At 63.8% G+C, this 25,998-nt stretch carries 24 protein-coding genes and 1 pseudogene; 16 read left to right on the top strand and 9 right to left on the bottom strand.

What is annotated here, in order from left to right:
• Positions 1–4 precede the first annotated feature (4 nt).
• Positions 5–961: an SDR family NAD(P)-dependent oxidoreductase gene (locus ACZI8W_RS15815; protein WP_463369449.1), complete on the bottom strand. Its 957-nt coding sequence runs from the start codon at positions 959–961 to the stop codon at positions 5–7.
• Between the two features lie 261 nt (positions 962–1,222).
• Between ACZI8W_RS15815 and ACZI8W_RS15810 the strand changes: the two genes are divergently transcribed.
• From ACZI8W_RS15810 to ACZI8W_RS15780, 7 genes are all read left to right on the top strand, one after another.
• The gene (locus tag ACZI8W_RS15810) at positions 1,223–1,861 is read left to right on the top strand and encodes a ferredoxin reductase domain-containing protein (RefSeq protein WP_463369448.1); all 639 of its coding nucleotides are present in this window, start codon (positions 1,223–1,225) and stop codon (positions 1,859–1,861) included.
• On the top strand, positions 1,858–2,673 hold the full coding sequence (locus tag ACZI8W_RS15805; protein WP_463369447.1) for a thiamine pyrophosphate-binding protein: 816 nt from the start codon (positions 1,858–1,860) through the stop codon (positions 2,671–2,673). Before ACZI8W_RS15810 ends, ACZI8W_RS15805 begins: the two co-directional genes overlap by 4 nt.
• Positions 2,613–3,440 carry a thiamine pyrophosphate-dependent enzyme gene (locus ACZI8W_RS15800; protein WP_463369446.1) on the top strand — a complete coding sequence of 276 codons (828 nt, stop codon included), beginning with the start codon at positions 2,613–2,615 and terminating at the stop codon, positions 3,438–3,440. Before ACZI8W_RS15805 ends, ACZI8W_RS15800 begins: the two co-directional genes overlap by 61 nt.
• A gap of 105 nt (positions 3,441–3,545) precedes the next feature.
• Positions 3,546–4,559: an LLM class flavin-dependent oxidoreductase gene (locus tag ACZI8W_RS15795; protein ID WP_463369445.1), complete on the top strand. Its 1,014-nt coding sequence runs from the start codon at positions 3,546–3,548 to the stop codon at positions 4,557–4,559.
• A gap of 2 nt (positions 4,560–4,561) precedes the next feature.
• The gene (locus ACZI8W_RS15790; RefSeq protein WP_463369444.1) at positions 4,562–5,383 is read left to right on the top strand and encodes an alpha/beta hydrolase; all 822 of its coding nucleotides are present in this window, start codon (positions 4,562–4,564) and stop codon (positions 5,381–5,383) included.
• Between the two features lie 32 nt (positions 5,384–5,415).
• Positions 5,416–6,702 carry a Rieske 2Fe-2S domain-containing protein gene (locus ACZI8W_RS15785; protein ID WP_463369443.1) on the top strand — a complete coding sequence of 429 codons (1,287 nt, stop codon included), beginning with the start codon at positions 5,416–5,418 and terminating at the stop codon, positions 6,700–6,702.
• 64 nt (positions 6,703–6,766) lie between these two features.
• The gene (locus ACZI8W_RS15780) at positions 6,767–8,221 is read left to right on the top strand and encodes an aldehyde dehydrogenase (protein ID WP_463369442.1); all 1,455 of its coding nucleotides are present in this window, start codon (positions 6,767–6,769) and stop codon (positions 8,219–8,221) included.
• A gap of 126 nt (positions 8,222–8,347) precedes the next feature.
• Here ACZI8W_RS15780 and ACZI8W_RS15775 read toward each other — a convergent pair.
• Together ACZI8W_RS15775 and ACZI8W_RS15770 are read right to left on the bottom strand one after the other, a co-directional pair.
• Positions 8,348–8,743: pseudogene (locus ACZI8W_RS15775) on the bottom strand (MarR family winged helix-turn-helix transcriptional regulator); the annotation flags it as partial.
• Between the two features lie 453 nt (positions 8,744–9,196).
• Positions 9,197–10,330 carry a DUF3500 domain-containing protein gene (locus tag ACZI8W_RS15770; protein WP_463369441.1) on the bottom strand — a complete coding sequence of 378 codons (1,134 nt, stop codon included), beginning with the start codon at positions 10,328–10,330 and terminating at the stop codon, positions 9,197–9,199.
• Between the two features lie 287 nt (positions 10,331–10,617).
• Between ACZI8W_RS15770 and ACZI8W_RS15765 the strand changes: the two genes are divergently transcribed.
• From ACZI8W_RS15765 to ACZI8W_RS15755, 3 genes are all read left to right on the top strand, one after another.
• Entirely contained in the window at positions 10,618–11,451 is an 834-nt protein-coding gene (locus ACZI8W_RS15765) for a fumarylacetoacetate hydrolase family protein (protein ID WP_463369440.1), read from the top strand.
• 144 nt (positions 11,452–11,595) lie between these two features.
• Positions 11,596–12,801, top strand: a complete 1,206-nt coding sequence (locus tag ACZI8W_RS15760) for a CaiB/BaiF CoA transferase family protein (protein WP_463369439.1) — start codon at positions 11,596–11,598, stop codon at positions 12,799–12,801.
• Positions 12,798–14,294 (top strand): carboxyl transferase domain-containing protein, encoded by a 1,497-nt coding sequence (locus tag ACZI8W_RS15755; RefSeq protein WP_463369438.1) that lies wholly within the window; start codon positions 12,798–12,800, stop codon positions 14,292–14,294. Before ACZI8W_RS15760 ends, ACZI8W_RS15755 begins: the two co-directional genes overlap by 4 nt.
• Positions 14,295–14,430: 136 nt before the next feature.
• Here the strand turns inward: ACZI8W_RS15755 and ACZI8W_RS15750 are convergent, their stop codons facing one another.
• Together ACZI8W_RS15750 and ACZI8W_RS15745 are read right to left on the bottom strand one after the other, a co-directional pair.
• A complete protein-coding gene (locus ACZI8W_RS15750) occupies positions 14,431–15,204 on the bottom strand; it encodes an IclR family transcriptional regulator (RefSeq protein WP_463369437.1) in 774 nt (257 codons plus the stop codon).
• A gap of 109 nt (positions 15,205–15,313) precedes the next feature.
• Positions 15,314–15,556, bottom strand: coding sequence for a hypothetical protein (locus ACZI8W_RS15745; RefSeq protein ID WP_463369436.1), 243 nt, complete (start codon positions 15,554–15,556; stop codon positions 15,314–15,316).
• A 499-nt stretch (positions 15,557–16,055) separates the two neighbouring features.
• Here ACZI8W_RS15745 and ACZI8W_RS15740 point away from each other — a divergent pair, with 499 nt between their 5' ends.
• Positions 16,056–17,282 (top strand): FAD-dependent monooxygenase, encoded by a 1,227-nt coding sequence (locus ACZI8W_RS15740; RefSeq protein WP_463369435.1) that lies wholly within the window; start codon positions 16,056–16,058, stop codon positions 17,280–17,282.
• 10 nt (positions 17,283–17,292) lie between these two features.
• Positions 17,293–17,919, top strand: a complete 627-nt coding sequence (locus ACZI8W_RS15735; RefSeq protein ID WP_463369434.1) for a TetR/AcrR family transcriptional regulator — start codon at positions 17,293–17,295, stop codon at positions 17,917–17,919.
• A gap of 116 nt (positions 17,920–18,035) precedes the next feature.
• Here ACZI8W_RS15735 and ACZI8W_RS15730 read toward each other — a convergent pair whose 3' ends face one another.
• The 4 genes from ACZI8W_RS15730 to ACZI8W_RS15715 form a co-directional block, all read right to left on the bottom strand.
• The gene (locus tag ACZI8W_RS15730; protein ID WP_463369433.1) at positions 18,036–18,695 is read right to left on the bottom strand and encodes a GntR family transcriptional regulator; all 660 of its coding nucleotides are present in this window, start codon (positions 18,693–18,695) and stop codon (positions 18,036–18,038) included.
• A 123-nt stretch (positions 18,696–18,818) separates the two neighbouring features.
• Positions 18,819–19,805, bottom strand: a complete 987-nt coding sequence (locus ACZI8W_RS15725) for a transketolase family protein (protein WP_463369432.1) — start codon at positions 19,803–19,805, stop codon at positions 18,819–18,821.
• Positions 19,802–20,632, bottom strand: a complete 831-nt coding sequence (locus tag ACZI8W_RS15720; protein WP_463369573.1) for a transketolase — start codon at positions 20,630–20,632, stop codon at positions 19,802–19,804. The genes ACZI8W_RS15725 and ACZI8W_RS15720 overlap by 4 nt, the downstream gene beginning before the upstream one ends.
• Before the next feature lie 71 nt (positions 20,633–20,703).
• A complete protein-coding gene (locus ACZI8W_RS15715) occupies positions 20,704–22,062 on the bottom strand; it encodes an MFS transporter (protein WP_463369431.1) in 1,359 nt (452 codons plus the stop codon).
• A gap of 179 nt (positions 22,063–22,241) precedes the next feature.
• Between ACZI8W_RS15715 and ACZI8W_RS15710 the strand changes: the two genes are divergently transcribed.
• The 4 genes from ACZI8W_RS15710 (at position 22,242) to ACZI8W_RS15695 (ending at position 25,974) form a co-directional block, all read left to right on the top strand.
• Positions 22,242–23,108, top strand: a complete 867-nt coding sequence (locus ACZI8W_RS15710; RefSeq protein WP_463369430.1) for a sugar phosphate isomerase/epimerase family protein — start codon at positions 22,242–22,244, stop codon at positions 23,106–23,108.
• Between the two features lie 25 nt (positions 23,109–23,133).
• Entirely contained in the window at positions 23,134–23,907 is a 774-nt protein-coding gene (locus tag ACZI8W_RS15705) for an SDR family NAD(P)-dependent oxidoreductase (protein WP_463369429.1), read from the top strand.
• A 231-nt stretch (positions 23,908–24,138) separates the two neighbouring features.
• Positions 24,139–24,897: an IclR family transcriptional regulator gene (locus ACZI8W_RS15700; protein ID WP_463369428.1), complete on the top strand. Its 759-nt coding sequence runs from the start codon at positions 24,139–24,141 to the stop codon at positions 24,895–24,897.
• Between the two features lie 102 nt (positions 24,898–24,999).
• Positions 25,000–25,974 (top strand): PDR/VanB family oxidoreductase, encoded by a 975-nt coding sequence (locus ACZI8W_RS15695; RefSeq protein ID WP_463369427.1) that lies wholly within the window; start codon positions 25,000–25,002, stop codon positions 25,972–25,974.
• The last annotated feature ends 24 nt before the right edge of the window (positions 25,975–25,998 follow it).

Here is a 25,998-nt window from a genome sequence, read left to right as displayed (position 1 = left end):
TGCTCTATGTTGTTCCGGCCAACTGGTCGACAGCGGTCTCCGGGGGCACGATGTAGGGATCGATACCCGTCAGTCCCTGCGTCTTTCCGTGATGCTGGGAGGGAAGACCGGACAGGGCTTCCTCGAGCGCGTCCAAGGTCCACGCCTGCTCGCTGTTGTCGACATGATGCGAGGCCGTCCACCCCTCGTACAGGGTCACGCCGTCACCCACGACGCCGAACACTCGGCCGGTGAATCGGCATCGAGGTGAGGCCAGGTACAGCGCGAGTCGCGCGGAATGATCCGGGTCCATCCGGTCGAATCCTCCCTCCACCGGGCGCATCAGCTCGCTGCTGATCGTCTGGCTGATGCGGCTCCTGGCGACCGGCGCGATTCCGTTGACCCGAACGCCGAGTTCGGCGAGTTCGATCGCCGAGGCGATGGTCAGACCGGCCACCCCGGCCTTACCCGCGACGTACGCCGGATTGCCAGGCCGTGGTGAGAGTCCGACGCTGGACGCGGTATCGACGACCCGGCGGCCGTTCTCCGGGCCTTCCTTGCGCCAGTGCGCCGCTGCCCAGTGGGTCAGCGCGGCGGTACCGGTCAGGGAGACGGCGATGGAGCGTTCCCAGTCGTGCCGGGTGATGGAGTCGATGCTGCCGAAGCCACGAACCACGCCGGCGTTGTTGACAATGATATCGAGTCGGCCGAACGTGTCGACCGCCTTCGTGACGATTCCCTCCACTGCGTCCCAGTCGGAGATATCTGTGTTGTCGGCCAGAGCTTTTCTGCCGTCGGCGACGATCTCGTCTACCACGGTTTGCGCAGGCTCACTGTCGGCCGCTCCATCGCCGTTGAACTCGCCTCCGAGGTCGTTGACGACCACGCGTGCGCCGGCGCGCGCCAGGGCGAGCGAATGGGCGCGGCCGATGCCGCGTCCTCCGCCGGTGACGATGGCTACCTTGCTATCCAGATCGGCCATGATGTTCTCCTCTGTGAGATGAAAGGTGTCCCGGGACCTCCGGGCCGGTGCGTGGTTCTGTTCGTCGATGACACCGGACGTGGGGTAGGGGAGCGCAGTCGTCGGTTCGGTATGTCGGTATCGGCGAGGCGAGGACCTGAGCGTTTGCGTCCTGCGGAATCCCGGTGATTGTTTCGTCGACCGTCGTTCGGTGCATGCGATGGTGGTCACGTGCGAACGCACTCGATGATTTGTACCACATGATTTCAGGCAGGTAGACCAGTGTCAGCGTTGTTGAATGCCGTCATCGTCGGTCGAGCGATGACCACTGAGCGTGTTGTCGTGCTCGACCTCCAGCCCGCCGATAAGTGCGGCTTTTCCGACCACGAGGACGGTGCGCACATCGACCTGTATCTCGAACGACCCGAGGTCGGCGACACGGTCACGATATCGCCACCCCGTAGCAACTTCCGCGTCTCATCCGCTGACCGGCACCTGCTGTTTGCCGGCGGGATCGGCATCACACCGCTGCTGTCGATGGCGAAGCACCTCGACGCCACGGGTGGCGACTACGTCCTGCAGTACTGTGTGCGCTCCGCAGCGGACGTGTCCTTCGCGGAGTTGCTTCGAGACCATCCTCGCGTTGTCCTGCATTTCGACGACGGTGCTGCCGAGCAGCGACTCGGCATGCATCAGGCACTCGGTCAGCCCGAGGAGGGGACTGCCGTTCGTGTCATCAGGGGATTTGCGGCGAGTGCGTCGTCAAGTTGCTGTCCGCTGAACCCGATCCCTCAGCCCAACAATCGAACTCGACCTCTGATGGTCGTGACCGCCGTGCCGAGCGCACCCCATACCTCGAGAACCAGCGAGCGCGATCCCGCGCTTGCGTACCCGACCGCGACAAGGATGACCGTTCGATGACGAGTGTGCGAGATATTACCTACGACCTACTCCGCGTGCACGGATTGACGACGATCTTCGGTAATCCGGGATCCAACGAGCTTCCATTTCTCGCCGGGCTTCCCGATGACTTCCGATACATTCTCGGGCTCCACGAGGGTGCCGTTCTGGCCATGGCGGACGGATACGCCCAGGTGACCGGTCGGACGGCCATGGTCAATCTCCATGCCGCCGCGGGAACAGGCAACGCGATGGGTGTACTCACCAACTCGGTCAACTCGCACAGCCCCCTCGTGATCACCGCGGGCCAGCAGGTTCGCAGCACTGTCGGGTCCGAGCCGCTGCTCGCGATCGTCGAGCCCGAGAACCTGGCGCGCCCGTTGGTGAAGTGGAGCTGTGAACCGGCCTCGGCGCAAGACGTGCCTCGTGCAATCAGCCAGGCCGTTCACACGGCCAACCTACCGGCCAAGGGACCGGTGTTCGTGTCGATTCCCTACGACGACTGGGGCCGCGAAGCCAGTCCTGAGTCATCGCACCTACTCAGCCGCAGGAGTTCCGCGGGAGGCTGCCTCAGCGCGGCGCAGCTGGACGAATTGGTATCGGCGCTCGACGCGGCGGACAACCCGGTCATCGTCCTGGGTCCCGACGTGGACGCAGCGGAAGCGAACGGGGAAGCGGTGAGGCTTGCCGGGGCACTCGCGGCCCGGTGTGGGTGGCCCCAGTTCCTCCCCGCCTCCCATTTCCTACCCGACATCCGAGTTTCCGGGGTATCTTGCCGGCGTCGGTACGGTCGCTGGCGACCGCGCTGGACGGTCACGACGTGGTCCTGGTGATCGGAGCCCCAGTGTTCCGCTACCACCAGTTCGACCCGGGCGACTTCGTGGCACCCGGAGTGCGGCTGTTGCACGTGACGTGTGACCCTGCGGAGGCCACCCGTGCGCCGGCCGGGGAAGCCTATGTTGCGGACATCCCCGACACGCTCACCAGACTCGCGGACACGGTGAAGCCCGGTCGGCGTGAACCCCTACCTGCGCTGCCAGAATTCACCCTTCCTGCGCTCTCAGGCGAGGTGGTCAACCCGGGACACCTGTTCAGGGAACTGCGATCCCTGGCCCCGGCCGACGCAGTATGGGTTGCGGAATCCACATCGACGATGTCGGAGTTCTGGTCGCAGCTGGACGCTTCGGAGCCCGGAAGCGTATTCATCGGTGCCGGAGGCGGACTGGGGTTCGGCCTTCCCGCCGCGGTCGGTGCGCAGCTGGCCGACCCGCAACGTCAAGTTGTCGGAGTCATCGGCGACGGATCGGCGAACTACGGCATCACAGCGCTCTGGACCGCAGCGAACTATGAGATCCCGGTCATCGTGGTCGTGCTGAAGAACGGAACGTACGGTGCCCTACGTTGGTTCGCCGGGGTGCTCGGGACGGGCGAGGTTCCTGGAATGGACGTGCCCGGAATCGACTTCGTCAAGATTGCGGAGGGATACGGGGTGGCCGCGACGGCGGTGAACACGGTTGACGACCTCTCGGTCGCGTTCAAGGCGGCGTTGGCAAGCGGAAAGCCCGCGCTCATCGAGGTTGAGACCGAGTTGACGATCTGAGCTTTGCGTCGGCCAAGTGATCTGAGTGAATCATCCAGCGGCGCCCGCGCCGATCAAGGCCGCATGACCATGCAATCGACTACAGGACAATGAAAGTGGTGCAACGTGATCAAGCCGTGGGTATTCGAATTCTTCAATGCCATTCATGATCCGTACCGTCGGGAGAACCCGGCCGAGGTACGGGACCAGTTTCACTCCTATCTCGATCTGTGGGTCGATGACGAGGCTCTCGGGTGGGAGGGAATCTTCTTCAGTGAGCACCACTTCGGCCCCGGCTACAGCCCTTCTCCGAACCTCGTGATTGCAAACCTTGCAGCGCACACGTCCACCCTACGTTTGGGTGTCCTCGGCACGGTGTCTGCGTACACCACACCGTGGCGGGTTGCCGAGGAGTTCGCGATGCTCGACCATTTGACCGGGGGGCGTCTGGAGATGGGCGTTGTCAGCGGGATTCCACCGGAGCTCGCGCTCGTCGGCATCGCGCCGAAAGAAGCCGCCGAGATTCATGCCGAGACGATCAAGGTCCTGAAAGACGCGATTGCAAAGCAAGTGGTGTCCCACAGGGGTGAACACTTCGAGTTCGACGGGATTTGCATCACGCCCGGCTTCTTTCAACCCGATCCTGCTGTCTGGACTGCGGCAACCAGTGAAGAGTCCGCGCGTCGTGCCGGTGAACGGGGCCTCAAGATGTGTAGCGGGTTCAAGAACGCGGAGGATCTCGTCCCGGCGTTCGAGGCGTATCAAGAAGCTGCTGCGAATGCGGGCAATCCCACAGGTCCGGACCAGGTCGGTATTCGGCGTGCGATCTCGCTCGTCGAGGATGAGGCTGACGTGGAACGCGCTGCAGCCGACATCAAGAATGGCGCGGTAGAGTTGTTCAGGTTCAGTGGCGAGTCGATGCGGCTGCCTGATGCGCACGAGGCTCCGCTGACCAAGGACGAGTTGATCTACGGAACGCCCCAGCAGGTGGCAGACGAGATCATCCGGCAGTGCACGCTCCTCGGAGCCGAGCACTTCTTGGCGACCTTCAACATCTTCGACGAGCCCGAATTGCGTCGCAACCACGAGCTGTTCGGGCGAGAGGTCATTCCTCGTCTTCGCGCGGCAGAGATCGGTTGACAATGACTGACTTCACTTCGTACGACTATGTTCCCGGCGGTCACGACCGCCAGCGCTTGGATGTATTCCCGGCAGCGCCGTCTCGCAACCTCGGGCTTGCGGTATTGGTGTTCCATGGCGGAGCCTTCGCGCAGGGTGACCGGTCCGGTGTGCATGCCCGCTGCCGGCTGCTCGCAGCCCGTGGTGTGACAGCAGTGGCGGTCGGGTACCGGTTGCTGGACGCCGCACCATGGCCTGCGCCGTGTGACGATGCGCAGGCTGCGATCCAATGGGCCAACAGCAATCTCGACCTGCTCGGCGGGGCGGGGACTCGCATTGTGGTGCAGGGACACAGTGCAGGGGCTCAGCTTGCTCTGATCGCCGCAGGAGCACTTGAGGGGGCGGCGAAGCCCGCGGCTGTGGCGGCGTACTTCCCGCCTTCGGCGGTGTCGGCGACGCCGGCGCCCGGTCAGCTTCCGGCACAGATGCTGTTCGGGCCGGAAGCCACTCCGGAGCAGGCGGAGTCCGCGAGCCCGCTCGCCCACATCGGGCCGGGCTTTCCGCCCACGATCCTGCTGCACGGGGCGGGTGACCGGTTCATTCCCCCGACCGCCGGCTTCGACCTGTTCACGGCACTCACGAACGTCGGGGCACGCAGTGAGATCCATCTGTTCGCGGGCCAGGACCACGAGTTCGATCTGACCCCGCGCTATTCCGAGACAGCCACTTCGGTTGTGGTCGATTTCCTTCGCGCCGAAGTGCTCGAGCCCGACACAGTGAGCAAGGAAACCCTTGCCAGTAACCCGTTTGTATCTATGCCCGCACCGGGCGCATCCCCGGCGTAGCCGGCCGTTGGACCGAATCGAAAGGAACTTCAATGACTTCCGTATCAACCGACCTGGACACCGGAACCGGCTACGGGCGGCCCCGGTCTTCGCACAACGCCCGGCTGACCGAGGTGGGTCCCGGTACGCCGATGGGGGAGACGCTTCGCCGGTACTGGCAACCGATCGCCAGTTCGGAAGCGCTGACCAGTGAGCTGCCGCACCGCGCGAAGGTGCTGGGCGAGGACCTGATCGTGTTCCGTGATGGCAGTGGCCGCGCCGGTGTGGTGTTCGAACGGTGCGCACACCGAGGCAGCAGCCTGTTCTACGGGCGCATCGAGGAAGACGGAATTCGGTGTTGCTATCACGGCTGGAAGTTCGATGTGCAGGGCCACTGCCTGGAGCAGGCGTGTGAGCCCGGCCTCGGTCGCCGTCGTGACGCCGCTCGTCAACCGTGGTACCCGGTCGAGGAGCGGTACGGCCTGGTGTACGTCTACATGGGCCCATCGGAGCTCAAGCCGGAACTGCCGCGCTACGAGTTCATGGACGACCTCGGGCCGGGCGAATCGTACTTCTCCTCGATCCCTGCTCCGGGGTTCGAGGTGCTCGGTGCACTGACTGAATGCAACTGGTTGCAGGCGTACGAGAACGGCATGGACACCACGCATGCCACCTGGCTGCACTACCATCACAGCGGACAGCAGTTCGAAGGGGTCGGTGAGCCGGACGGGCTGCCCGTTTCGACATTCGACCCCTACACGATCATGGACACACTGACGTGGGAACGTACGGATTACGGTGTGTACTACCAGCAGCTGATGGAGAGGGAGGCCGAGGACGGGACCGTCCTCGAGCTCGACTCCTGTGCGGAAGCGCACCTGCCGAACCTTCTTGTCCTCCCGGACTTCGTGAAGGTGGAGGTCGGTAAGCCCGATGCCCTCGTGTACTTCGTCCCGTCGGACGACACGTCGTTTCGCGCATTCATGGTGACTCGCGCCACCGGCATCGACCGGCTCCTCCGACTCCTCCTCGGGATCAAGCAGAACGGGAAGTTCCCGTTCGAGATGACCGAGGAAGAACTCCAGCGCTATCCCGGCGACGCGGAAGCCCAGCTTTCGCAGGGCCCCATCACTCAGCACTCCGAAGAAACCCTCGTCACCGCAGACAAGGGTGTCGTGATGCTGCGGCGGCTCCTGAGCCAGGCGATCGATGACGTCGAGGCCGGCCGCGACCCGCTCAACGTGGAGCGGGGCGAGTCCCCCGTTCGTAGCAGCAAGGCGGGCGTCCATCTGCTCGGCACGGTGTCGCCCGACGAATCTGCGGCAGCGTCACCGGCGTGAGTTCCGCATAGCTCCCCATTCGAAGGCGCGCACTGCGCGTGCCCTTTCAAGGAAGTGGACACTGATGACAATCGACCATTCTTCACTCTTCATCGGGGGTCGCTGGGCAGCGCCTGCCGGGAGTTCGCGGATCGAGGTGCTGTCCGCGAGTACGGAGGATCCGATCGGCTCAGTCCCGGAGGCCGTCGGCGCGGATGTCGACGCTGCTGTTGCGGCCGCGCGTCGTGCGTTCGACGATCCTCAGGGATGGGCGAACTGGGAGCCGGCGCGCCGTGCTGACGTACTCGAGCGGTTCGCCGACGAGTACGAGAAGCGAAGCGAGGAGATATGCACTGTGATCTCCCAGCAGAACGGGATGCCGATCTCCATCGCTCGGCAGATGGAGGGCCCGATTCCTCCTATCCTGCTGCGTTACTACGCTGGGTTGATTCGGGCCCAGCCCGCCGAGGAGATCCGCGAAGGGACGTTCGTCGCGTCCACGATCGTCCGTCGCCAGCCGATCGGAGTCGTTGCGGCGATCGTGCCGTGGAATGTGCCGCAGTCGTTGACAATGACCAAGCTGGCTCCTGCCCTCGCCGCGGGCTGCGCTGTGGTGATCAAGCCTTCGCCGGGTACCGTGCTCGACGCGTACTTGGCCGCGGAGGCCGCGGAGGCCGCTGGTGTTCCGGAGGGCATCATCAGTGTGCTGCCCGGTGGTCGTGAGCTGGGTGCGTACCTGGTCGCTCATCCCGGTGTGGACAAGGTTGCGTTCACCGGGTCGACCGGAGGCGGCCGGGCGGTCGCGCAGGCCTGCGCGAAACTCCTGCGACCCGTGACGCTCGAGCTCGGCGGCAAGTCCGCCGCGATCATTCTCGACGATGCGGACCTCGATCTCGGCAAGATCGGTCAATCGCTGTTCGGTAGCACGCTGGCCAACAACGGGCAGGTCTGTTACCTGGGTACTCGGATCCTTGCACCCCGGTCGCGTTACAGCGAGGTCGTCGATGTGTTCGCCGCGTTGATGCAGAGCGCGACCGTGGGCGATTCGCTGGACGAGTCGACGTTGATCGGCCCGTTGGCCAACTCCGCACAGCAGGAACGTGTCTCGAACTACATCGACATCGGAACCCGAGAGGGTGCTCGGGTCGTCGTCGGTGGTGGGGGTCGCCCCGACGGTCTCGATCGAGGTTGGTTCGTCAAGCCGACGTTATTTGCAGATCTCGACAACTCGGCCACCGTCGCGCGAGAGGAGATCTTCGGCCCGGTGCTGACCGTGATCCCGCATGATGGCGACGAGGACGCGGTCCGTATTGCGAGCGACTCCGAGTACGGTCTCGGCGGTAGTGTCTGGTCTTCCGACGACGACCGCGCGCTGACCGTTGCATCGGCAGTGCAGACGGGGACGATCGGAATCAACGGCTACGGTCCGGAACTCACAGCACCGTTCGGCGGGATCAAGTCCAGCGGAATCGGCCGCGAGTTCGGCCCCGAGGGCTTAGCTTCCTACCAGCAGTTGAAGTCCATCTACCGCCTCAACTGAGGCTGGTGCGGACGGTCGAGGCGGCCGTGCCTACCGCGCGTAGTCGGTCGAGAACCGAAACCGTCCGCACCCGGCTATCCGGCCCACGAATCCGCTGCGGGTCTTCATGGTCCTGTTTGTGCATCGTCAACGCGTTCGCATGCCCATCTCGGACGAGGCGGTGGCGAGCTTCTCGAGGAGTCCGATGAGGGTGGTCTGTTCGGAGTCGGTCAACACACTGACCCAGGTCTGTTCACGCTTGTTATGCGAAGCATATGTGCTGGTGATTGCGTCGATTCCGGCTGCGGTGAGGCTGAGTTCGACGGCGCGGCGATCGCGATCCGACCTGCGCCGGGCAACGAGGCCATCTCGCTCGAGCGTGTTCACCAGCGCAGATACCGCAGCGCGACTCATGCCGGAGAGGGCGGCCACTCGCTTAGCGTCGCTGGGGCCGGACAACCAGAGCAGGAACAGCACTCGAAATCCGGGCCAGCTCCAGCCTTGGGGGCGGTGGATTGCGGATTCGAGGTCGTAGATCATTGCATCGCATTCGGGCAGAGGTGGGTCGCCGGTTCGCCCGGCCTTTCCACTGGTGTCCTCGGTCGTGCCGTGCAGGGCTGATGGTCAGGCGACGGCTGAGGGTGGCGGACCGCCCGCGGCCGTCCATGCCTCCTCGTTGATCCCGGTGATCGCCGCTTTGATCTGCGGGTTCATCCTGGCGGTCACCGAGAGCCACGCACGGCCCGGATCGCGGACGCAGACGAACGTGTGGCAGAAGCGCTGAGCCTCGTCGGTGCCCGCGCCCCGGCGGATGCCTTCCCCATCCCGCCGTCGCAGCAGGGGCCCGGATAAGTCGGCGCGTATCCCGTGACCTCGGGGATGTCGCCACACGAACGGCGCGGCGACTGTGAACGGATGCTGCCTACGGGTTCGGATGGGGCTGCGACGTCATTGGTCGACTCCGCACAGCAGGAACGTGTCTCGAACTACATCGGCTCAGGGCTCGAGATTCGGGTCGGCGGTGGCGCTGGAGATCGAACGGCTGAGCAGGTGGATCTTACCCCACTTCCCGTCGGTGCCGGCCTGGGAGGCGAGGGTGTCGAACCCGAAGTCGTTGTCGAAGTCCCGCAGCACGGTGTGCAGGTGGTTGCCGCCGCCGACGGAGTTGACCGCCTCGATCAGGTACCGCGCAGTCTGAACGCGGAAGTAGTGTGGGACACCGCGTTTCATGGATCCGGCCCAGGCGAAGTGGATCTGGTCGATGCCGTCCTCGCGGAGCTGCCGGCGATGCCGTTCGGCCGCCTCCTGGGGCAGTCGATCGAGGTAACAGTCGACCAGCGTCAGCAGTATCTGCTGCTGCTCGTCGGTGAGCTTGGCGCCGCTGATGCCGGACGGGGTCTCCCGAGTGAACTTCAGTGCCACGCGGTCGGCATCGGTGATGGAGTAGCCCGGCATGCCGAGGTCGTAGTGGTCGGGGTACTCGTAGGCACCGACTTGCGGGACCTGTCGAGTAACGAAGTCTGCCGGGGAGACGTCATGGATGACGGCCTGGCCGAGTTGTTCCTCGTCGAGGCTCCCGAGAAGGTCGAACGCGAAGCCCTCGTCGTCCGCCAGTGGTTTGAGCACGCCATCGTACTCGGTTGGTTGCGCACCGAGCGCCATGGGTGTTGCGGCAACCCACCGTTCGTCGATGATCGTCACGTTGACGCAGACATGATGCCCCAGGAACCGCAGCGTCCAGGTGTCTTCGAAGCCCGGCCGGCCGAAGAAGGTGAGAAAGTACGAGTCCGAGGTGCGCCAGGTTTGCAGGGCCGGTCCCAGGTACTGGTGTTCGTAGTCGCGCAGCACGTGCTCGAGGGGCGGAATCGCGAGGATCTTGGTGAAGGTGCGCAGGGGGACGGCCTGCCGGATCAGATCCCAGACGAGGACCTTCTGGTGGCGGTCGAGTTGGTGCAGCGGGATGCCGGTGCGGTCCGGCTTGGGGATGATGTCCCAGTTCAACCGCCGGGGGTCGTTCAGGTCGTCGATGACGGCCTGCTCGCGCTGCAACGGGGTGAAGGTGTCGATCAGGCCCATTGCGGTCACCAGCATCCGGGTTGCCGTTGCGGGTGCCTCGTACAGTTCGGACACGGTGGTTGTCCTCTCGAAAGACGTTGAAAAAGTGGATTGTTCGATCCAGTTCAGACTCTCGGCAGGCTTGGGTTGGGACTGGGAGTCCGATGAACTCGAGGACACGGTAGGCCCGAAGGGGGAGTATCGAGAAGGTCACTGTCCCGAAAATCGGGACAAGAGTCTTCCTTCGGCGGCCGCGACTTCCTACCGTGTGGTCATCGCATGGCTTCGTGTTCTTGGCTATGCACTGAATCCACCTGATTTCGCACGATGCACATTGGTCACCGAAAGAAGAGAAAGCACTTATGAAACTGATTGGAATCCGTGACTCGGAGGGTTCGGGAGTCAACGTTGCTCGCGTAGTCGACAACCGGGTGATCGTTCTGGCGGAGAAGTCGGTCTTCTGGTCGGATCCGCAGCGCTACATCGAGCAGAAGAATGCGGCCGACGACAGCACAGCCCTGCCGCTCGACGCGGTGACGGAGGTTCCGCTGGTGCCGGACACGGCACGAATCCTGTGCGTCGGACTCAACTATCACGCCCACGCCAACGAGGGCGGCTTCACGACTCCGGAGTACCCCACCCTGTTCGGTCGGTGGACCGCTTCACTGAGTGTCGGCGGCGTTGCCGTGCCCGTCCCGGCCAACGAGGCCGGATTGGACTGGGAAGGCGAGATCGCGGCGTACGTGGGTGCGCACCTCGTCGACGCCGACCCGGAGACCGCGCGCAAGGCCGTGCTGGGGTACTCGACATTCAACGACCTCACCGCGAGGAAGGCGCAGAAACTGACCGCACAGTGGACGCTGGGCAAGAACGGCGACAAGAGCGGTCCGATGGGACCGCTGGTCACCGCTGACGAGGTCGGCGACCTGCGGGACGGCCTGCGACTACAGACCCGCGTCAACGGCACCGTCGTGCAGGACGCCAGCACCAAGTCGATGATCTTCGAGGTCGGCGAGGTGCTGTCGTTGGTGAGCCGGACCATGACGCTGAACCCGGGCGATGTCATCGCGACGGGCACTCCCGAGGGTGTGGGCTACGTCCGGAAGCCGGCGTGGCTGCTCAACGACGGAGATGTCGTCGAGGTCGAGGTCGACAAACTCGGCGTGTTGCGTACTCCTATCGGAGGAACGCGGTAACCCGCCGCGACCGGAGCCCGCGCACTCTCGAACAGGACCGACAGCCGCGGTCCGGGCAATCGTCATCGACCGGACCGGGCGCTGCCGTCCTCGGATAATCCTGCTGTCTGCCCGCCTTACCCGCACATCGTCTGGTGGTACTCCATGCTTGCCCCTCCCTCCCAAGAATTCGCCCGAGGACCGTTGGACGGAATCGTCGTCACGGACCTGACCCGGGCACTGGCCGGCCCGCACGCTGCGATGATGCTCGGCGACCTCGGCGCCGACATCGTCAAGGTCGAGACGCCGAACGGTGGTGACGACACCCGTGGATGGGGCCCGCCCTTCGTCCAGCCGGCAGAAGGCAGTCGCGAGTCGACCTATTTCCTGTCTGCGAATCGCAACAAGAAGTCCGTCTCCCTGGATTTGAAGAGCCGGTCGGGTCGCGACACGCTGGAGGCGTTGATCCAGCGGTCCGATATTCTCCTGGAGAACTTCCGCACCGGGGTACTCGACCGGCTGGGATTCTCTGCCGAGCGATTGCTCGAGCTCAACCCCCTCCTGATCGTGTTGTCCATCAGTGGCTTCGGACACGACGGCCCGGAGGGAGGGCGATCCGGATACGACCAGATCGCACAGGGTGAGGCCGGGTTGATGTCGGTCACGGGCTCGGACCAGGACGACCCCCAGAAGGTTGGTGTGCCCGTCGCGGATCTGCTCGCTGGAATGTACGGCGCATACGGCGTTCTCGCGGCGCTGCACGAGCGTCGCCGCACCGGTCGAGGCCAGATCGTGCGGACGTCGCTGCTCGCGGCAATGGTCGGCGTCCACGGATTCCAGGGCACCAAGTGGACTGTCGGGGGACAGGTCGGTCGGGCGCAGGGCAACCACCACCCCTCCATCTGCCCCTACGGGTTGTTCCGCTGCGCTGACGGCGCAGTGCAGATCGCAGTGGGCAGCGAAGGCCTGTGGCAGCGCCTGTGCGACGGGTTCGGCCTGGACGCCGACACCGAAGGCATGGCGACGAATCCCGAGCGTGTCGACAATCGCAAAGCCGTCAACGAACTCGTCGAATCGGTGTTCGCACAGTACGAGATGGAGCAGCTCCTCGCGCGCCTCGACGAGATCGGTGTGCCAGCCGGGAGGATCCGGTCGATCGACGAGGTCTACGACTGGGAACAGACACGATCCCAGGGTCTGATGATCGATGTCGAGCACGACACCCTGGGTCGTCTGACGCTGCCCGGCCCCCCGCTGCGCTTCTTCACTCTCGACGGTGTCGAGTCGACTCGGACGGTGCACGCCGCACCGCCGGTTCTGGGTGCGGACAACGAGACGGTGGCCGACTGGCTGGCAGGCGAACCGCGATGATTCGCTTCAGTGCCGCCGAGGTGCTCACCAGGATTGTCGATCAGAACTCCTGGAACTGTTGGGACGCTCCGATCATGGAGCCGGTCGGCGGTGACAGCTATGCCGTCGAACTGCGCCAGGCGCGGGAGCGAACCGGTCTGGACGAGGCCATCACCACCGGAACTGCGATCCTCGGGGGTTTCCCGATGGCAATCGTGGCCGGCGAGTTCGGCTTCCTCGGAGGATCCATCGGTCTGCGTACCGCGGATCGAATCGTGGCAGCTGTTCGCCGAGCTACAGCAGAAGGGCTTCCCTTGCTTGCTCTTCCGGTCTCCGGTGGCACGCGGATGCAGGAGGGCACGCCCGCGTTCGTTCAGATGATCCGGATCACCGAGGCGGTCAATGCGCACAAGGCAGCGCATCTGCCTTACATCGTGTACCTGCGCCATCCCACCACCGGAGGGGTCTTCGCCTCGTGGGGATCACTGGGGAACATCACGATTGCCGAGCCGGGAGCTCTCATCGGATTTCTCGGCCCGCGTGTGTATCGCGCGCTCCGTGGACACGACTTTCCCGCTGACGTGCAGACAGCGGAGAACCTGTACCGATGCGGCCTGATCGACGCGGTCGTGCCGGTCGAGGACGCGCATGAATACCTCGCGCGCGTCCTCGACCTGCTGGCTCCGGCGCAGGAAGGTGGCGAGGTGAGGGTCGGTGAGATGCCCGTCGAGTCCATCGACGACATCGAGGCATGGAACTCGATCACCGTCTCTCGTAGTTCCGGTCGCCCCGGGATCCACGAGCTGATCGAGCACGTAGCGCAACAGTTGGTACCGCTGCGCGGGACCGGCGAAGGGGAGTGCGACCCCAGCGTGCTGCTGGCAATAGCTCGCATCGGGGACACCTCCTGCGTGCTTGTGGGGCAGGACCGCCGGTTCCAAACCGCGTCTCGCGCTCTCGGGCCGGCTGGTCTGCGTACGGCCCGTCGGGGAATGCGTTTGGCTTCCGAACTCTCGCTCCCCCTGGTCACGGTAATAGACACTCCCGGTGCCGATCTCAGCCCGGATGCGGAGGAGTGCGGTCTGGCAGGGGAGATCGCTCGGTGCGTCGCCGATTTGATCTCGTTGGACGTCCCCACCATTTCGGTACTGCTGGGCCAGGGTGCAGGTGGCGCCGCGCTGGCACTTCTGCCCGCGGACGTCGTAATCGCCGCACAGAACGCCTGGTTGGCACCGCTTCCCCCGGAGGGGGCCAGCGTCATCATGTTCGGTACCATAGATCGAGCCTCGGAGGTGGCTGCCCTCCAACGGGTCCGATCCGTGGATCTCCATCGTGATGGCATCGTCGACCACGTTGTCGCCGAATATTCCGAGCCCGGCACCGCGGATCCCGTCCTGTCACGGTTGGGTTCGCACCTGGTCCAGCATCTGAAATCTGTTTCACATCAGTCCGTCTCGAAAGCCCTGCGTAGGAATCGCTTGGACCGGCTCGGGCAGGCGCCATTGCTCACGTAGGGAAGCGGTGGAACTGGAGTTCTGAGTCGAATGTGCTGTTCTGTGTTCGTCTTTGAACATGTCGTGTGGAGGATCTCGTGCTCCACGACGTAACGACAGCGCACCTGACGTTGCAGTACGAGGCGGTCCGATCCCTTCAGGTTTTCGGACGGTTCGAGAGCTGAGTAGGCACCAGTGCGGGTTCGATCGATTCATTGATTTCCTTCAGTCGCTCGACCACGGACCCCATCTTCGCCTTCATGCGGCGTGTGGGGACTACGACGCAGATCGATTGCAGGGCACCAGTCGGACCAGGCATTGCGGTCGCGATCGCGCAGATGCCGATGTCGTGTTCTTCGAAGTCGACGGCGACATGCGATTCGCGGATCTGGACGATCCGCTGCTGTAGTGCTCCGACGTCCGTGATCGTATTCGCCGTGAACTGCCGCAAGCTCGACGGCACGAGGTCGTGAATACGCTTATCCGGGAGCTGAGCGAGGAGCGACAGGCCGATTGCACTCGCGTGCAGGGAGAAACTCTTGCCGACCCGGGTGATACTCCTGCGCCGCTCCGCTGTTGCGAGCTGGTCGACCACGACCACCTCACGGCCGCTGAAGACTGCGAGCTCGACATCCTCGTTGACGGCACGCGCGAGGGAAATCAAGGTTCCGCGATTGGCCGCCAATAGCCCCAGATGTGCGTTCAGTCCGAACTTCAGCAACCCCGGACCCAGTGCGTATCCCTGCCTGCCGGCCGCTCGAACGACATACAGTTCCTGTTCCAACGATTGCACGATCCGATGGATGGATGATCGTGGGAGACCTGTACGGGAGGATATCTCGCTGAGGGACAGCGGAGAGTTACTCTCCGCGAGCGTATCCAGAATCACCGTCGTCCGTCTGATATCGGTCACTGAATCCGCTCTTCGCATCGATGCCGCCCAGAATTCTTGCAGTCGCGATTCTATCGAGCGACGTGTTGTGGCAGGGGCTCGGCCAGTCCCTGAGTCCGATCTCGGAGGTGCGGACGACTGGCTTTGGTCAGGTATGGAGTTCCTTCTCGGGCAGTGATGGTGCGGTGCCGGATGCGGTGCGGCTGGTATACAGATCGCGCTTGTTGAGTTCGGGTAGGGCGTTGGCTGCCCATGCGCTGAGGAGCCCGACCATGATCAGGAAGATGGCGATCGGGCAGGTGGCTGCCGGCAGCAGCCAGCGGTGAGGCCGCGATGAGCGGGGGCAATCCTGAGCCGAGTGTTTGGGCCAGCTGGTAGCTGGTGGAGACACCGGTGTAGCGCAGTTCGGTGAGCATCACCGGTGCGACGCCTGTGGCAGTGGACATTACCAACGCGAGGTAGGCACCGACCGCCGTCACGAGAACCGCGGAGTTGCCGAGGTTGACCAGATAGAACATGGGGGAAGGCCAGGAGCGCCGCGACGAAGATCCCGTTGTTAGTTCGGCATCGCCGGCGAGTCCGACTCGTGACGTGCTGGTCGACCACACCGCCTCCAGTTCGGCGATGTGGACCGACCGTTCAACGCGGCGACAGGCACATCGGCCAGTGCTCGTTCGGATCTGCCATGACAACGCTTGGCCTGCGAGCCGCCCGGTGCCGGTGCCGGTGCCGGTGAGGTGAGGTCGTGAGGCGATGTCCGAGAAGGTCGGGTGTCTCGCTGTGCACGACGGGCCTCATGGCGCACGTCACATCCATGTCACTTGCGTTTGCGACAGTTTGTCGTAATAATTTTTTACGACAAACTGTCGCATAAGTGAGAGGTTGAGACGATGCAACACAGGAGCAACAAGCGCGCGCTCGTGGTCGGCCTAGGGATTGCCGGCATGTCGGCTGCAATTGGGTTGCGTGACGCCGGCTGGACCCCCGTGATCATCGAACGATCGCCGGAGCGGCGGACGGGCGGTTACTTCGTGGGCGTGTTCCCCGCGGGCAAGAAGGCTGCTGCCGAACTGGGGGTGCTGGAGCATCTCCATGTCCGTAACGCCAGCGACGGCACGGACTGGAACGTCGACCGGCAAGGCCGCAGCACTGCTGGGGCAGGCTTCCTCGACCGGCCCGGTGCGCCGTATGCGGTCGTGCGTGGGGACATCGAGGCCGCGCTCTGGCGCACATTGCAAGGAGATCCCGACGATGTCGAGGCCCCCACGGTCGAGGTTCGCTACGGCACTGGTCCGGTGAGGATCATCGAGCGGAAGGACTCCGTCACCGCCACCCTGTTCGACGAGCTGACCGGAACGGAGTACGACGAGGAATTCGGACTGGTCGTCGGTGCGGACGGTTTGCGTTCCACCGTGCGGAAGCTGGCCTTCGGCCCGCATTCCCAATACATCAAGCAGTGGAACTCGATCATCTGTGCCTTCGAGCTCGGTGAACAGGTTCCGGGCTACGGGCCGCAAGACGGCATGATCGACGCGCAGGCTGGTCGCGCTGCCTGGGTCTTCGGGTTCGCTGATCGAACCCCCACTGTGTTGCTCACGTATCGCACGAAGGACATAGACGGCCAGTTCGCGCGTCCTCGGATCGAATCCCTGCGCGCCGCGTATGCGGGCATGGAGCATCCAGCAGTGCGCCACGCGCTGGATTCCTTGGAGACGGTGCCGGACTATCTTTTCGACTCCGCAAACCAGGTCCATATGCCGACCTGGCACACGGGACGCGTCGTGCTCGTCGGCGACGCTGCCTGGTGTCTGACCCTCTACTCCGGCATGGGAGCCTCCTCAGCCATGCGCGGCGGCGCCGCGCTGGGAGCGGCATTGCGCGAAGACCCGGACGATCTCGAAGCTGCCCTGACGTCGTGGGAGCGCGGGATGCGCCCGTTTATCACCATGCACTTGCGTCTGGCTCGACTCATGCAGCAGTTCTTCGTGCCCTCGGGGCCAGGTGTCGCGGCCGCGCGTTCCCTGATAGTGAAGGGCCTGGGACTGGCTCAGCGCATCAAGGGAGTAAACGCCAACGCCTACCAGGAGCCTGCGAAGATGACCACGAGCTCGAGGTGATACTGGGACCATGCCCAGGATCAAAGCCACCAGCCTCGAGGAACACAACGAACGCGTGTGGACGGACATCACCGATGCGTTGAGGGAGCTGCTCACCGAGCAAGACTTTGCGAGTATCACCCTCGGCCATATCGCCACCAGGGCCGGTGTGGCGCGCAACACCCTGTACAACTATGCAGCTGACAAGACGGCGCTCACCTTCGCTGTTGCGGAGCGGGCGAGTGGCCCGGTGCTGGAACGGATCACCGTGATTGCCCACTCCCAAGAGTCGGCGACCGAACGTGTGCGGGGGATTATTCACGAGCTGATGTACGCGTTCACGGACAGCGCTATCCGCCTGATGCTCGAGCCCACCCCCGGGCCGACCGTGCCGATGGAAATAATCGAGAATCGAGAGGGTCCTTTCGGTGCCGTCGCGAAGGCCGTGGAGAAAGTCATCAGGGACGGTATGGGAAGCGGCGAATTTCGCCCACACGGCGATGTTGAGCTAACTGCCTGGCTGCTCGGAGGCGTTATTCGTGCCGGGGCGGAGCGCATGGTCAGGGAAGGTCTTCATCCCGGGGACCTCACACCTCCCGTGCAGGACCTCGTGATCGCCGCCCTGGTCATAAACGCCAGTACGGCAAACGTGAGTTGATCTCGGCGCGCCTACTCGGATCAGGCGCCCACCCAGATGGAATGGCCACCACGCGCTCCCCGACGATTCAGGCTTATTCAGGGCTCGACGTCCGACATCTGATCGTGCCACGCAGGCTAGGCAACAAGATTGCTTGCGGCCCAATCCATGTGAGTTCGCACGGCCTGTGCGGCAGCGTGGAGGTCCCCGGTGTCGATGGCGTCGACCATCTCGTGGTGGCGGTCCGCGTCCATATTGCCGACGGCTTTTTCGCGGCCGGCATACATGATCGACATGCGGATCGACCCTTCAAGGTTGGTCCATGAGTGCAACAGGGTCTCGTTGTCTGCGGATCGGCAGAGGAGGCGGTGGAAGTCGAGGTCGGCTTCAATGCGATCGTCGAGAGTCTCGTCTTTGGGCGCTTTGCTCATCAGGTCCAACGCCGCACGCAGTTCGGAGATGATTTTCGCTCGATCGTGATGCACTGCGATGGTCGATGCTGCGAGGGCTTCGAGCGCCGCGCGAACGGCGAAGATGTCCTCGATCTCTTTCGTATCGAGGTGCCGGACGTGGAGGCGCCCCCGAGCGCCGACGACCACAAGACCCTCTTGTTGCAGCTGGCGGAGAGCTTCGCGCAGTGTGCCGCGACTGATCTGGAGTCGTTCGGACAGCTCAGTTTCCACCAGTGCGCTGCGTGGACGTAGTTCGCCGCTGGTGATGGCGGTACGCAGCGCGGTGACAGCTTGTTGCCGAAGGTTGGTCTTCTGCAATCCGAGAAGTGCGCCGGGTTCCCCCACCGTGGGATCTCCTTTCGATAGAGACGCTGGTGACGCCTCACTGCAGACAGTTGACCGCTGGCTGTTGACAGGGAGTGTACCGGTGCGTCGATTCTCGGACCGCAGCCTCATGGTGGTGTCGACCTACAGTTCGCTGAGGATGCGAGCTTCGATGCTCGAAGTGGACAGTCCGTACCGCTCGTGCAGGGTCGGGAGCGCTCCGGCGTCGAGGAACTGGTCGGGCAGCGAGATCGACCCTACCTTCTTGCCGAGTCCGCGTTCGACAATTGCCGCAGCGACGGTTTCGAACAGCCCACCGATCTTGGTGTGGTTCTCGAGGGTGAACGCAAGCCGCGGAGTGTCGAGCTGGGCGAGAACGGTGGCGGCGTCGAACGGTTTGATCGTCGGGGTATGGACGACGGCGACATCGACGTTGTGCCTTTCGAGGTTGGTCGCGGCGTGAAGTGCCCGCATCGTCATGAGCCCGCTGGACACGAGGACCACGTCGTTGCCGGGCCGAATCACTTTCGCTTTGCCGAGTTCGAATGTGTAGTCGTACTCATCGAGCACGGTGGCGACCTGGCCACGCAGCAACCGCAGGTAGGTCGGCCCGTCCGACGCAGCGAGTTGCGGAACGGCCTGTTCGATGTCGATCGAATCGCAGGGGTCGACGATCGTCAGGTTCGGCATGCCGCGGAAGATCGCGATGTCTTCGGTGGCTTGATGGCTTGGGCCGTAGCCGGTAGTCAGGCCGGGGAGGCCGCCGACGATATTGACATTGAGGTTCGGCTCGGCGATGTCGAGGCACAGGAAGTCGTAAGCGCGGCGCGCAGCGAACACCGAATATGTGGACGCGAACGGGATCAACCCTGTCTCGGCCATGCCGGCGGACGCGCCGAGGAGCAATTGCTCGGCCATGCCCATCTGGAAGAACCGGTCGGGGAAGGCTTGCGCGAAGATGTGCATATCTGTGTACTTCGCGAGGTCGGCGCTCAGCCCGACGATCTTGTCGTTGCTCTCGGCCGCCTGTACCAGCGCGTGTCCGAACGGTGCAGATGTAGTGCGCTGGCCGGGGTCGACGAACGATGCGATCATCGCCGAAGTCTTGAGCTTCGGGGAAGTGGCGGTCATGCCTGAACCTCATTTTCCTGTAGATACGCGGTCTCGGTGAAGCGGTCGGTCAATTGCTGACGGCAGATGCTCCACTCGTTTTCGTCGATACGCATGAAGTGGGCTTTTTCGCGGTTTTCGAGCAGCGGAACTCCGTAGCCGATCTTGGTGTCGCAAATGATCACAGACGGGGTGCCGATGGGTTGCGCGGCGGCGCAGGCGGAGTCGAACGCTCGCGACAAGGCTGCGGGGTCGTTACCGTCGACGCGCTGGACGTTCCATCCGGCGGCAGTCCATTTGTCGTGGACGGGCTCGATTCCGAGAACGCTTTCGGTGGGCCCATCGGCCTGGAGCGCATTCATGTCGACCATGGCGATCAGGTTGCCGAGGCGGTGGTGATGGGCTCCCATGACGGCTTCCCAGGTGGAGCCTTCGTCGAGTTCACCGTCGGAAAGAAAATTGAACACGCGTGACCGAGAATTCTGCAGTCTCAGACCGAGTGCCATGCCGACGGCGACGGTGAGTCCGTGGCCGAGGGATCCGCCGGAGATTTCCATCCCTGGCGTGTAGGTGGCCATTCCGGACATCGGGAGCCGGGAGTCGTCGGAGCCGTAGGTTTCGAGTTCCGAAACTGGCACGATGTCGGCTTCGGCGAGCGCGGCATACAGGCCGATGGCGTAATGCCCGGTGGAGAGAAGGAAGCGGTCGCGTTCCTCCCAGTGGGGGTCCTCGGGTCGGTAGCGCAGGCGGTCGGAGTAGACGGCAGCGAAGATGTCGGCGGCACCGAGCGCCTGTCCGACGTAACCCTGTCCCTGGGCTTCGCCCATGTCGAGGACATGGTGGCGCATACGGTAGGCGAATCGGGCAGCGTTCTCGATCCGCGACGGCGAATCTGTTTCCGGTGCTGGGTTTGTCGTTGTCACAGAAGTTCCTTCTCACGGGTAGGGACGTCGGAGGGCTTGGGGGTTTCGAGTTCCGCCATCTCGGCGAGTCGCCGTTCGGTCGGACCCCAGGTCTCCCTGGTCGCGAGGGCGGAGACGAGCCCGATCAGCGCCAAGGCGATGAACAGCAGCGCCGGACCGAGCCACCCGAGCCAGACGAACAGCAGCGTGGTGACGAATGGCGTGAAGCCGGAAATCATGGCCGAGATCTGGTAGGCGAGTGAGGCGCCGGATGCACGACGAGATGCGGTGAACAGCTCGGGGAACCAGGCGCCCTGGGCTCCGGCGAGCGCATTCTGGCAGACGGCGTAGGACAGGATGATGGTGGCGACGATGAAGACGAACAAACCGGTGTTGACGAGCAAGAACATCGGGATGCCGAACATCGCGGCGAAGATGCAGATCCCGATGTAGAGGGGGCGTCGGCCGATGCGGTCGGTGAGTGCTGCCCAGCCGGCGGTGGCGAAGATGCCGATACCCGATGCGATGCACAGCGCGGTGATCGTTTCGGATGTAGATGCCAGATTCTCGGTGTGCAGGTAGGAGATCATGTAGGTGATCGACACGGCGTAACCCGCTGTCTCCGCGACGCGAAGACCGATGCCCCGCAGTATGTTTCGCCAGTCCTGTTTGATTGCTTCCTTGATCGGGGAAGCGGTGACGCCGGCTTCCTTGACGTCGTCGAAGACTGGGGACTCAGGGACCTTGGAGCGGATGATCAGCCCGACTGCGACGAGAACGATGCTGAACAGGAACGGAACCCTCCATGCCCAGTCGCCGCCGAGGTGCACGCTACCGAGGAACACCAGGTTCGCCAGGAGCGGTCCAACGGGAAACCCTGCCTGCACGATGCCGGTGAATTGGCCCTTCTTGCGCCACGGGGCATGTTCGTAGCTCATCAGGATCGCACCGCCCCATTCGGCTCCGAATGCGAGGCCTTGGATGATGCGTACCACGACCAGAAGGATCGGGGCGATGACGCCTACCTGGGCGTAGGTCGGAAGCAAGCCGATCGCAAAGGTTGCCAGACCCATCAGGATCAGCGATCCGACCAGGACCGGTTTGCGACCGACCTTATCGCCGAGGTGGCCGCCGACGATACCGCCGAGTGGGCGAGCCGCGAAGCCGACGCCGAGGGTGGCGAAAGCGGCCAGGGTGCCGGTCACCGAATTCTCACTCGGGAAGAAGGCCGTGCCGAAATACAGCGCGGCCGCGGTGCCGAATCCGATGAAGTCGTAGGTTTCGATGACGGCACCGACCGAGGATCCGACGGCGACCCGCTTGGCGTCTTTCGTGCCGTGGACCGGCCCACGCATCTCGAGAGCATTTTTGCTCATGGGAACGCTCCTGCAGAGGTAGTGGTTACAAAACTCGTCCAAGTGACCGTCGACTGTCAACACGTATAGCGTGACCTACTTCACTGGGACTGTCAACAGTCAACCGACGACGGTTGACTGTTGGTGTTAGTTGGATCTACTGTGGTCCGCATCACCGACGCGATACCAGGAGGACGACGATGATCGACGCGCGACTCGGATGCTCGACAATCTCGTTCCGTCACCTCGAGCTGGCGAGTGCGCTATCCCAGATCGGCCGCCTCGGCTTCGCCGAGGTCGACTTGGGCTCGCTCCCCGGTGTCTGTGATCATGTCCCGATCGCGCTGACGACAGCGGAGGTCGACCAGGTCGCCGATCTTGTCGCACAGTCCGGGCTTGCCGTCCGATCCATCAACTGCGATATAGGCGACCTGAACGATCCCCGTGTCGATGTGCCGAGCTCCGATCGCCTCACCCGCCTGTTGGAGCTGGCAGAAGCGACCGATGCACGTGCGCTCGTACTCCCGAACGGTGCGCTCGACCACGCACCCTTGGTAGGTCTTCGGGCGGATTTGGACCGCGTCGCCGACAACATGAGTACCGTCCTCGAACGAGCCCAAGGCTACGGCGTCGAGGTCTGGACCGAGTCGCTGCACGTGTACCGGCTGTGCTGCAACCTCGATCGAGCCACCGCATTGACCGCGTGTCTCGACCCCGCCATCGGGATCGTCATGGACTTCAGCCACATCGTGGCCTCCGGCGCAGATCCCGTGCTGTTCGTCGACGCCTTCGCCGAGCGCATCACCCACGTTCACATCAGAGACGCCACCCGCGGCCGAGTCGAACTCGACCGCGATCACGCTGTCGACGAGCCGGGCAACATCAATCGCAGTGTCGGCCGGGGTGATGTCGACTTCGACGCTGGCATCGAGGCGCTACGAGCCACCGGCTTCGACGGGCACTACACCCTCGAACTCGAAACCCGTGATGTCACCGACGGTGAACGTCCTGCCGCAGCATCGGACGCCGCACATTTGATCACGAAGATTCTCGTTTCACGCAACTGATCGCACCACAACCAGGAGACGCACTATGAATACCCAGGCTCGCACCGCAGTCGTCACGGGCGCCACTTCCGACAAGGGAATCGGACGCGCCACAGCCGAGCGCTACGCCGAAGATGGCTGGGCTGTCGTCATTCTCGATCTCGACGGCGAAGCGGCCGCCAAGGTCGCCGCCGAGATCGGTAGCACGTACAACGTGCCCGCGTTCGGTCATGCGATCGACGTGTCAGACGAAGGATCGGTACAGACGGCCCACGCCGCGACCCGGGCAGAGGTCGATGCCGGGTCCCTGCCGCCGGTCGGTGCGCTCGCCAACATTGCGGGAATCACCTCTCCGGTTCCGTTCCTCGACACCACGCTGGAGTTGTGGAACAAGGTTTTCGCCGTGAACGCCACCGGAACCTACCTGGTCACAAAGGCATTTCTGCCGGACATGATCGAACAGGGCTGGGGACGAATCGTGACCATGTCTTCCGTCTCCGCGCAGCGCGGCGGGGGCGTATTCGGCAAGGTGCCGTATTCATCAGCGAAAGCCGCAGTCCTCGGATTCACAAAGGCGCTTGCTCGCGAACTCGAAGACACCGGAGTGACCATCAACGCGGTCACCCCGGGAGCCGTGGACACCAATATTCGTGTTGGCAGCACAGAGGCGCAGGAGACCGCGATCGCGCAGAGTATCCCGCTCGGGCGCACCGCAACGACACGTGAGATTTCATCCGTCATTACGTTCCTGTCTTCCGATGATGCCGCGTACCTGACCGGAACGACCATCGACATCAACGGCGGGAGTCACATGCACTGACCTTCGAGCGCCCCGCGACCAGACGCCCGACTGTCTGGCGGCTCGTCCGAATACCACGTCTACAGCGGTAACTTGACCAGGACGTAGACACTGCGGCGAGCATGTGCCACATCACAAACGTGTGGGGTGTTCGATTCATGAACGCCGGTAGGACACGACATGGATGACCCGCAGCGAGTTCATGGTGTGCTCGGTTGTGGTGGCAATCTCAGGCAGGAAGGCGGAGATTTCATGGCACGTGTTCACACGGGTGAGTCAGTGCTCGCCCGGGCGGTACGCATCGTGGAGTCGTTCGGACTGGACGACTCCACGCTGACCGTCTCGGAGATTGCCCGACGATCCGGTCTGCACATCGCGACCGCCTCGCGCCTGATCGAGGAACTGGTCGGCTGCGGTTGGCTCGAACGGGAGAACCGGCGATTGCGGATCGGCGTGCGGTTATGGGAGGTGGCCTCACGTTCCTCCGCCGCAGTGGGATTGCGGGAAGTGGCGATGCCGTTCATGGAAGACCTGCACGCGGTGGTGGGTCAGCACACCCAGCTCGCGGTCCTCGAGAGCGACGAGGTGTTGTTCATCGAACGGCTCTCTGCCGCCGGGGCGGCGATCAACTACTCCCGGATCGCAGGAAGGCTGCCGCTGCACGCGTCGTCCTCAGGCTTGGTCCTGCTCGCCTACGGCCCGGTTGATCTGCAGGAACGGGTGATGGGCCAGCCTATGAAGGTCTACACCGACAAGACCATCCGCACCGCGCGGCAGCTCCGGTCTGCGCTGGCGGAGGTGCGCCGGCAGGGATACGCGTTCTGCGCCGGTCACATCTATCCGGAGACCACCGGAATCGCCGTCCCGATCCGGGATGCCCGGGGCGCCGTGATTGCGGCGGTGGCGTTGATCGTTCCCAACGACGACTCCGCCTACGCGCAGATCCCCGCATTGCAGGCCACCGCTCGAGGTATCTCGCGTGTGATGACCTCCAACATGCGCGCAGAATAGTGACCGGACACACAAAATTCCTCTCATCTATTGAGAATCATCTGGTGACGCGATGGCCGCAGGAAGGACCCTCGATCTGAAGACGAGATCAAGGAGTATCAGATGCCAGCAAGTCCTGCTCCTTCCAGTGCCCCAGTGGACTCCGCATTGCGGGTAACCGCGAAAAGGTTTGTGTCCGAGGGTGTCGTGGCATTGACCCTGCGGCATCCCGACAACCGGCGGTTGCCCGACTGGGCGCCGGGCGCGCATATCGACCTGATGTTGCCCTCGGGTATCACGCGTCAGTATTCCCTGTGCGGTGACCGCTGGGACGCTCACAGCTACCGCATCGGAGTGCTGCGCGAGCCGGACGGCCGCGGCGGATCGGCATTTATCCACAACACACTGACAGAAGGGGACACAGTGGGGGTGGGTGGCCCCCGCAACAACTTCCCCCTGGCACCTGCACCGAAGTACCTGTTCATCGCAGGAGGCATCGGCATCACCCCCTTGATCCCGATGATCGCGCAGGCGGAGTTGATGGGCATCGACTGGCAACTCCTCTATGGCGGGCGAACCCGCGCGTCGATGGCATTCCTCGACGAACTCATCGCCTACGGCGAGCAGGTGGTGGTGGCGCCGCAAGACGAGTGCGGGCTCCTCGACTTGCCGACCTGGCTCACCGCGACCGCTGCCACCGACGCGAAGGTGTATGCCTGCGGCCCGGAACCGTTGTTGAGCGCGGTCGAAAAGTGGTGTGCGGAATGGCCTGCCGGCAAGATTCGGATGGAACGGTTCGTTCCGAAGGTGCAGGGAGCCCCGGCACGGGACGAATCATTCGAAGTCGAACTCGCCCGCAGCGGGCTGACGGTCACTGTCAACTCCGGCATGAGCGTTCTCGATGCGGTGCAGGGTGCCGGCGTAAACGTGTTGTCCTCCTGCCGCGAGGGGACGTGCGGCACCTGTGAGACCACTGTCCTGTCCGGTACACCGGACCACCGCGACTGCATTCTCGACGACGACGAGCGCTCGGCCGGCGACTGCATGCTGATCTGCGTCTCCCGCGCCTGCTCCGATCGCCTCGTACTCGATCTCTGAGATCCACTCCGACAAAGGACTTTT

The organism is Rhodococcus ruitaii (assembly GCF_055230935.1).
Note: the sequence above shows the minus strand (reverse complement) of the source record. Positions and strands in the feature narration are given on the sequence as shown.

What these genes read in the sequence shown, in the direction of transcription:
- ACZI8W_RS15815 (WP_463369449.1), bottom strand. Translation starts at nt 961, where the DNA reads ATGGCCGATCTGGATAGCAAGGTAGCCATCGTCACCGGCGGAGGACGC.
- ACZI8W_RS15805 (WP_463369447.1), top strand. Translation starts at nt 1,858, where the DNA reads ATGACGAGTGTGCGAGATATTACCTACGACCTACTCCGCGTGCACGGA.
- ACZI8W_RS15790 (WP_463369444.1), top strand. Translation starts at nt 4,562, where the DNA reads ATGACTGACTTCACTTCGTACGACTATGTTCCCGGCGGTCACGACCGC.
- ACZI8W_RS15785 (WP_463369443.1), top strand. Translation starts at nt 5,416, where the DNA reads ATGACTTCCGTATCAACCGACCTGGACACCGGAACCGGCTACGGGCGG.
- ACZI8W_RS15780 (WP_463369442.1), top strand. Translation starts at nt 6,767, where the DNA reads ATGACAATCGACCATTCTTCACTCTTCATCGGGGGTCGCTGGGCAGCG.
- ACZI8W_RS15765 (WP_463369440.1), top strand. Translation starts at nt 10,618, where the DNA reads ATGAAACTGATTGGAATCCGTGACTCGGAGGGTTCGGGAGTCAACGTT.
- ACZI8W_RS15760 (WP_463369439.1), top strand. Translation starts at nt 11,596, where the DNA reads ATGCTTGCCCCTCCCTCCCAAGAATTCGCCCGAGGACCGTTGGACGGA.
- ACZI8W_RS15755 (WP_463369438.1), top strand. Translation starts at nt 12,798, where the DNA reads ATGATTCGCTTCAGTGCCGCCGAGGTGCTCACCAGGATTGTCGATCAG.
- ACZI8W_RS15750 (WP_463369437.1), bottom strand. Translation starts at nt 15,204, where the DNA reads ATGCGAAGAGCGGATTCAGTGACCGATATCAGACGGACGACGGTGATT.
- ACZI8W_RS15740 (WP_463369435.1), top strand. Translation starts at nt 16,056, where the DNA reads ATGCAACACAGGAGCAACAAGCGCGCGCTCGTGGTCGGCCTAGGGATT.
- ACZI8W_RS15735 (WP_463369434.1), top strand. Translation starts at nt 17,293, where the DNA reads ATGCCCAGGATCAAAGCCACCAGCCTCGAGGAACACAACGAACGCGTG.
- ACZI8W_RS15725 (WP_463369432.1), bottom strand. Translation starts at nt 19,805, where the DNA reads ATGACCGCCACTTCCCCGAAGCTCAAGACTTCGGCGATGATCGCATCG.
- ACZI8W_RS15720 (WP_463369573.1), bottom strand. Translation starts at nt 20,632, where the DNA reads ATGCGCCACCATGTCCTCGACATGGGCGAAGCCCAGGGACAGGGTTAC.
- ACZI8W_RS15715 (WP_463369431.1), bottom strand. Translation starts at nt 22,062, where the DNA reads ATGAGCAAAAATGCTCTCGAGATGCGTGGGCCGGTCCACGGCACGAAA.
- ACZI8W_RS15710 (WP_463369430.1), top strand. Translation starts at nt 22,242, where the DNA reads ATGATCGACGCGCGACTCGGATGCTCGACAATCTCGTTCCGTCACCTC.
- ACZI8W_RS15705 (WP_463369429.1), top strand. Translation starts at nt 23,134, where the DNA reads ATGAATACCCAGGCTCGCACCGCAGTCGTCACGGGCGCCACTTCCGAC.
- ACZI8W_RS15700 (WP_463369428.1), top strand. Translation starts at nt 24,139, where the DNA reads ATGGCACGTGTTCACACGGGTGAGTCAGTGCTCGCCCGGGCGGTACGC.
- ACZI8W_RS15695 (WP_463369427.1), top strand. Translation starts at nt 25,000, where the DNA reads ATGCCAGCAAGTCCTGCTCCTTCCAGTGCCCCAGTGGACTCCGCATTG.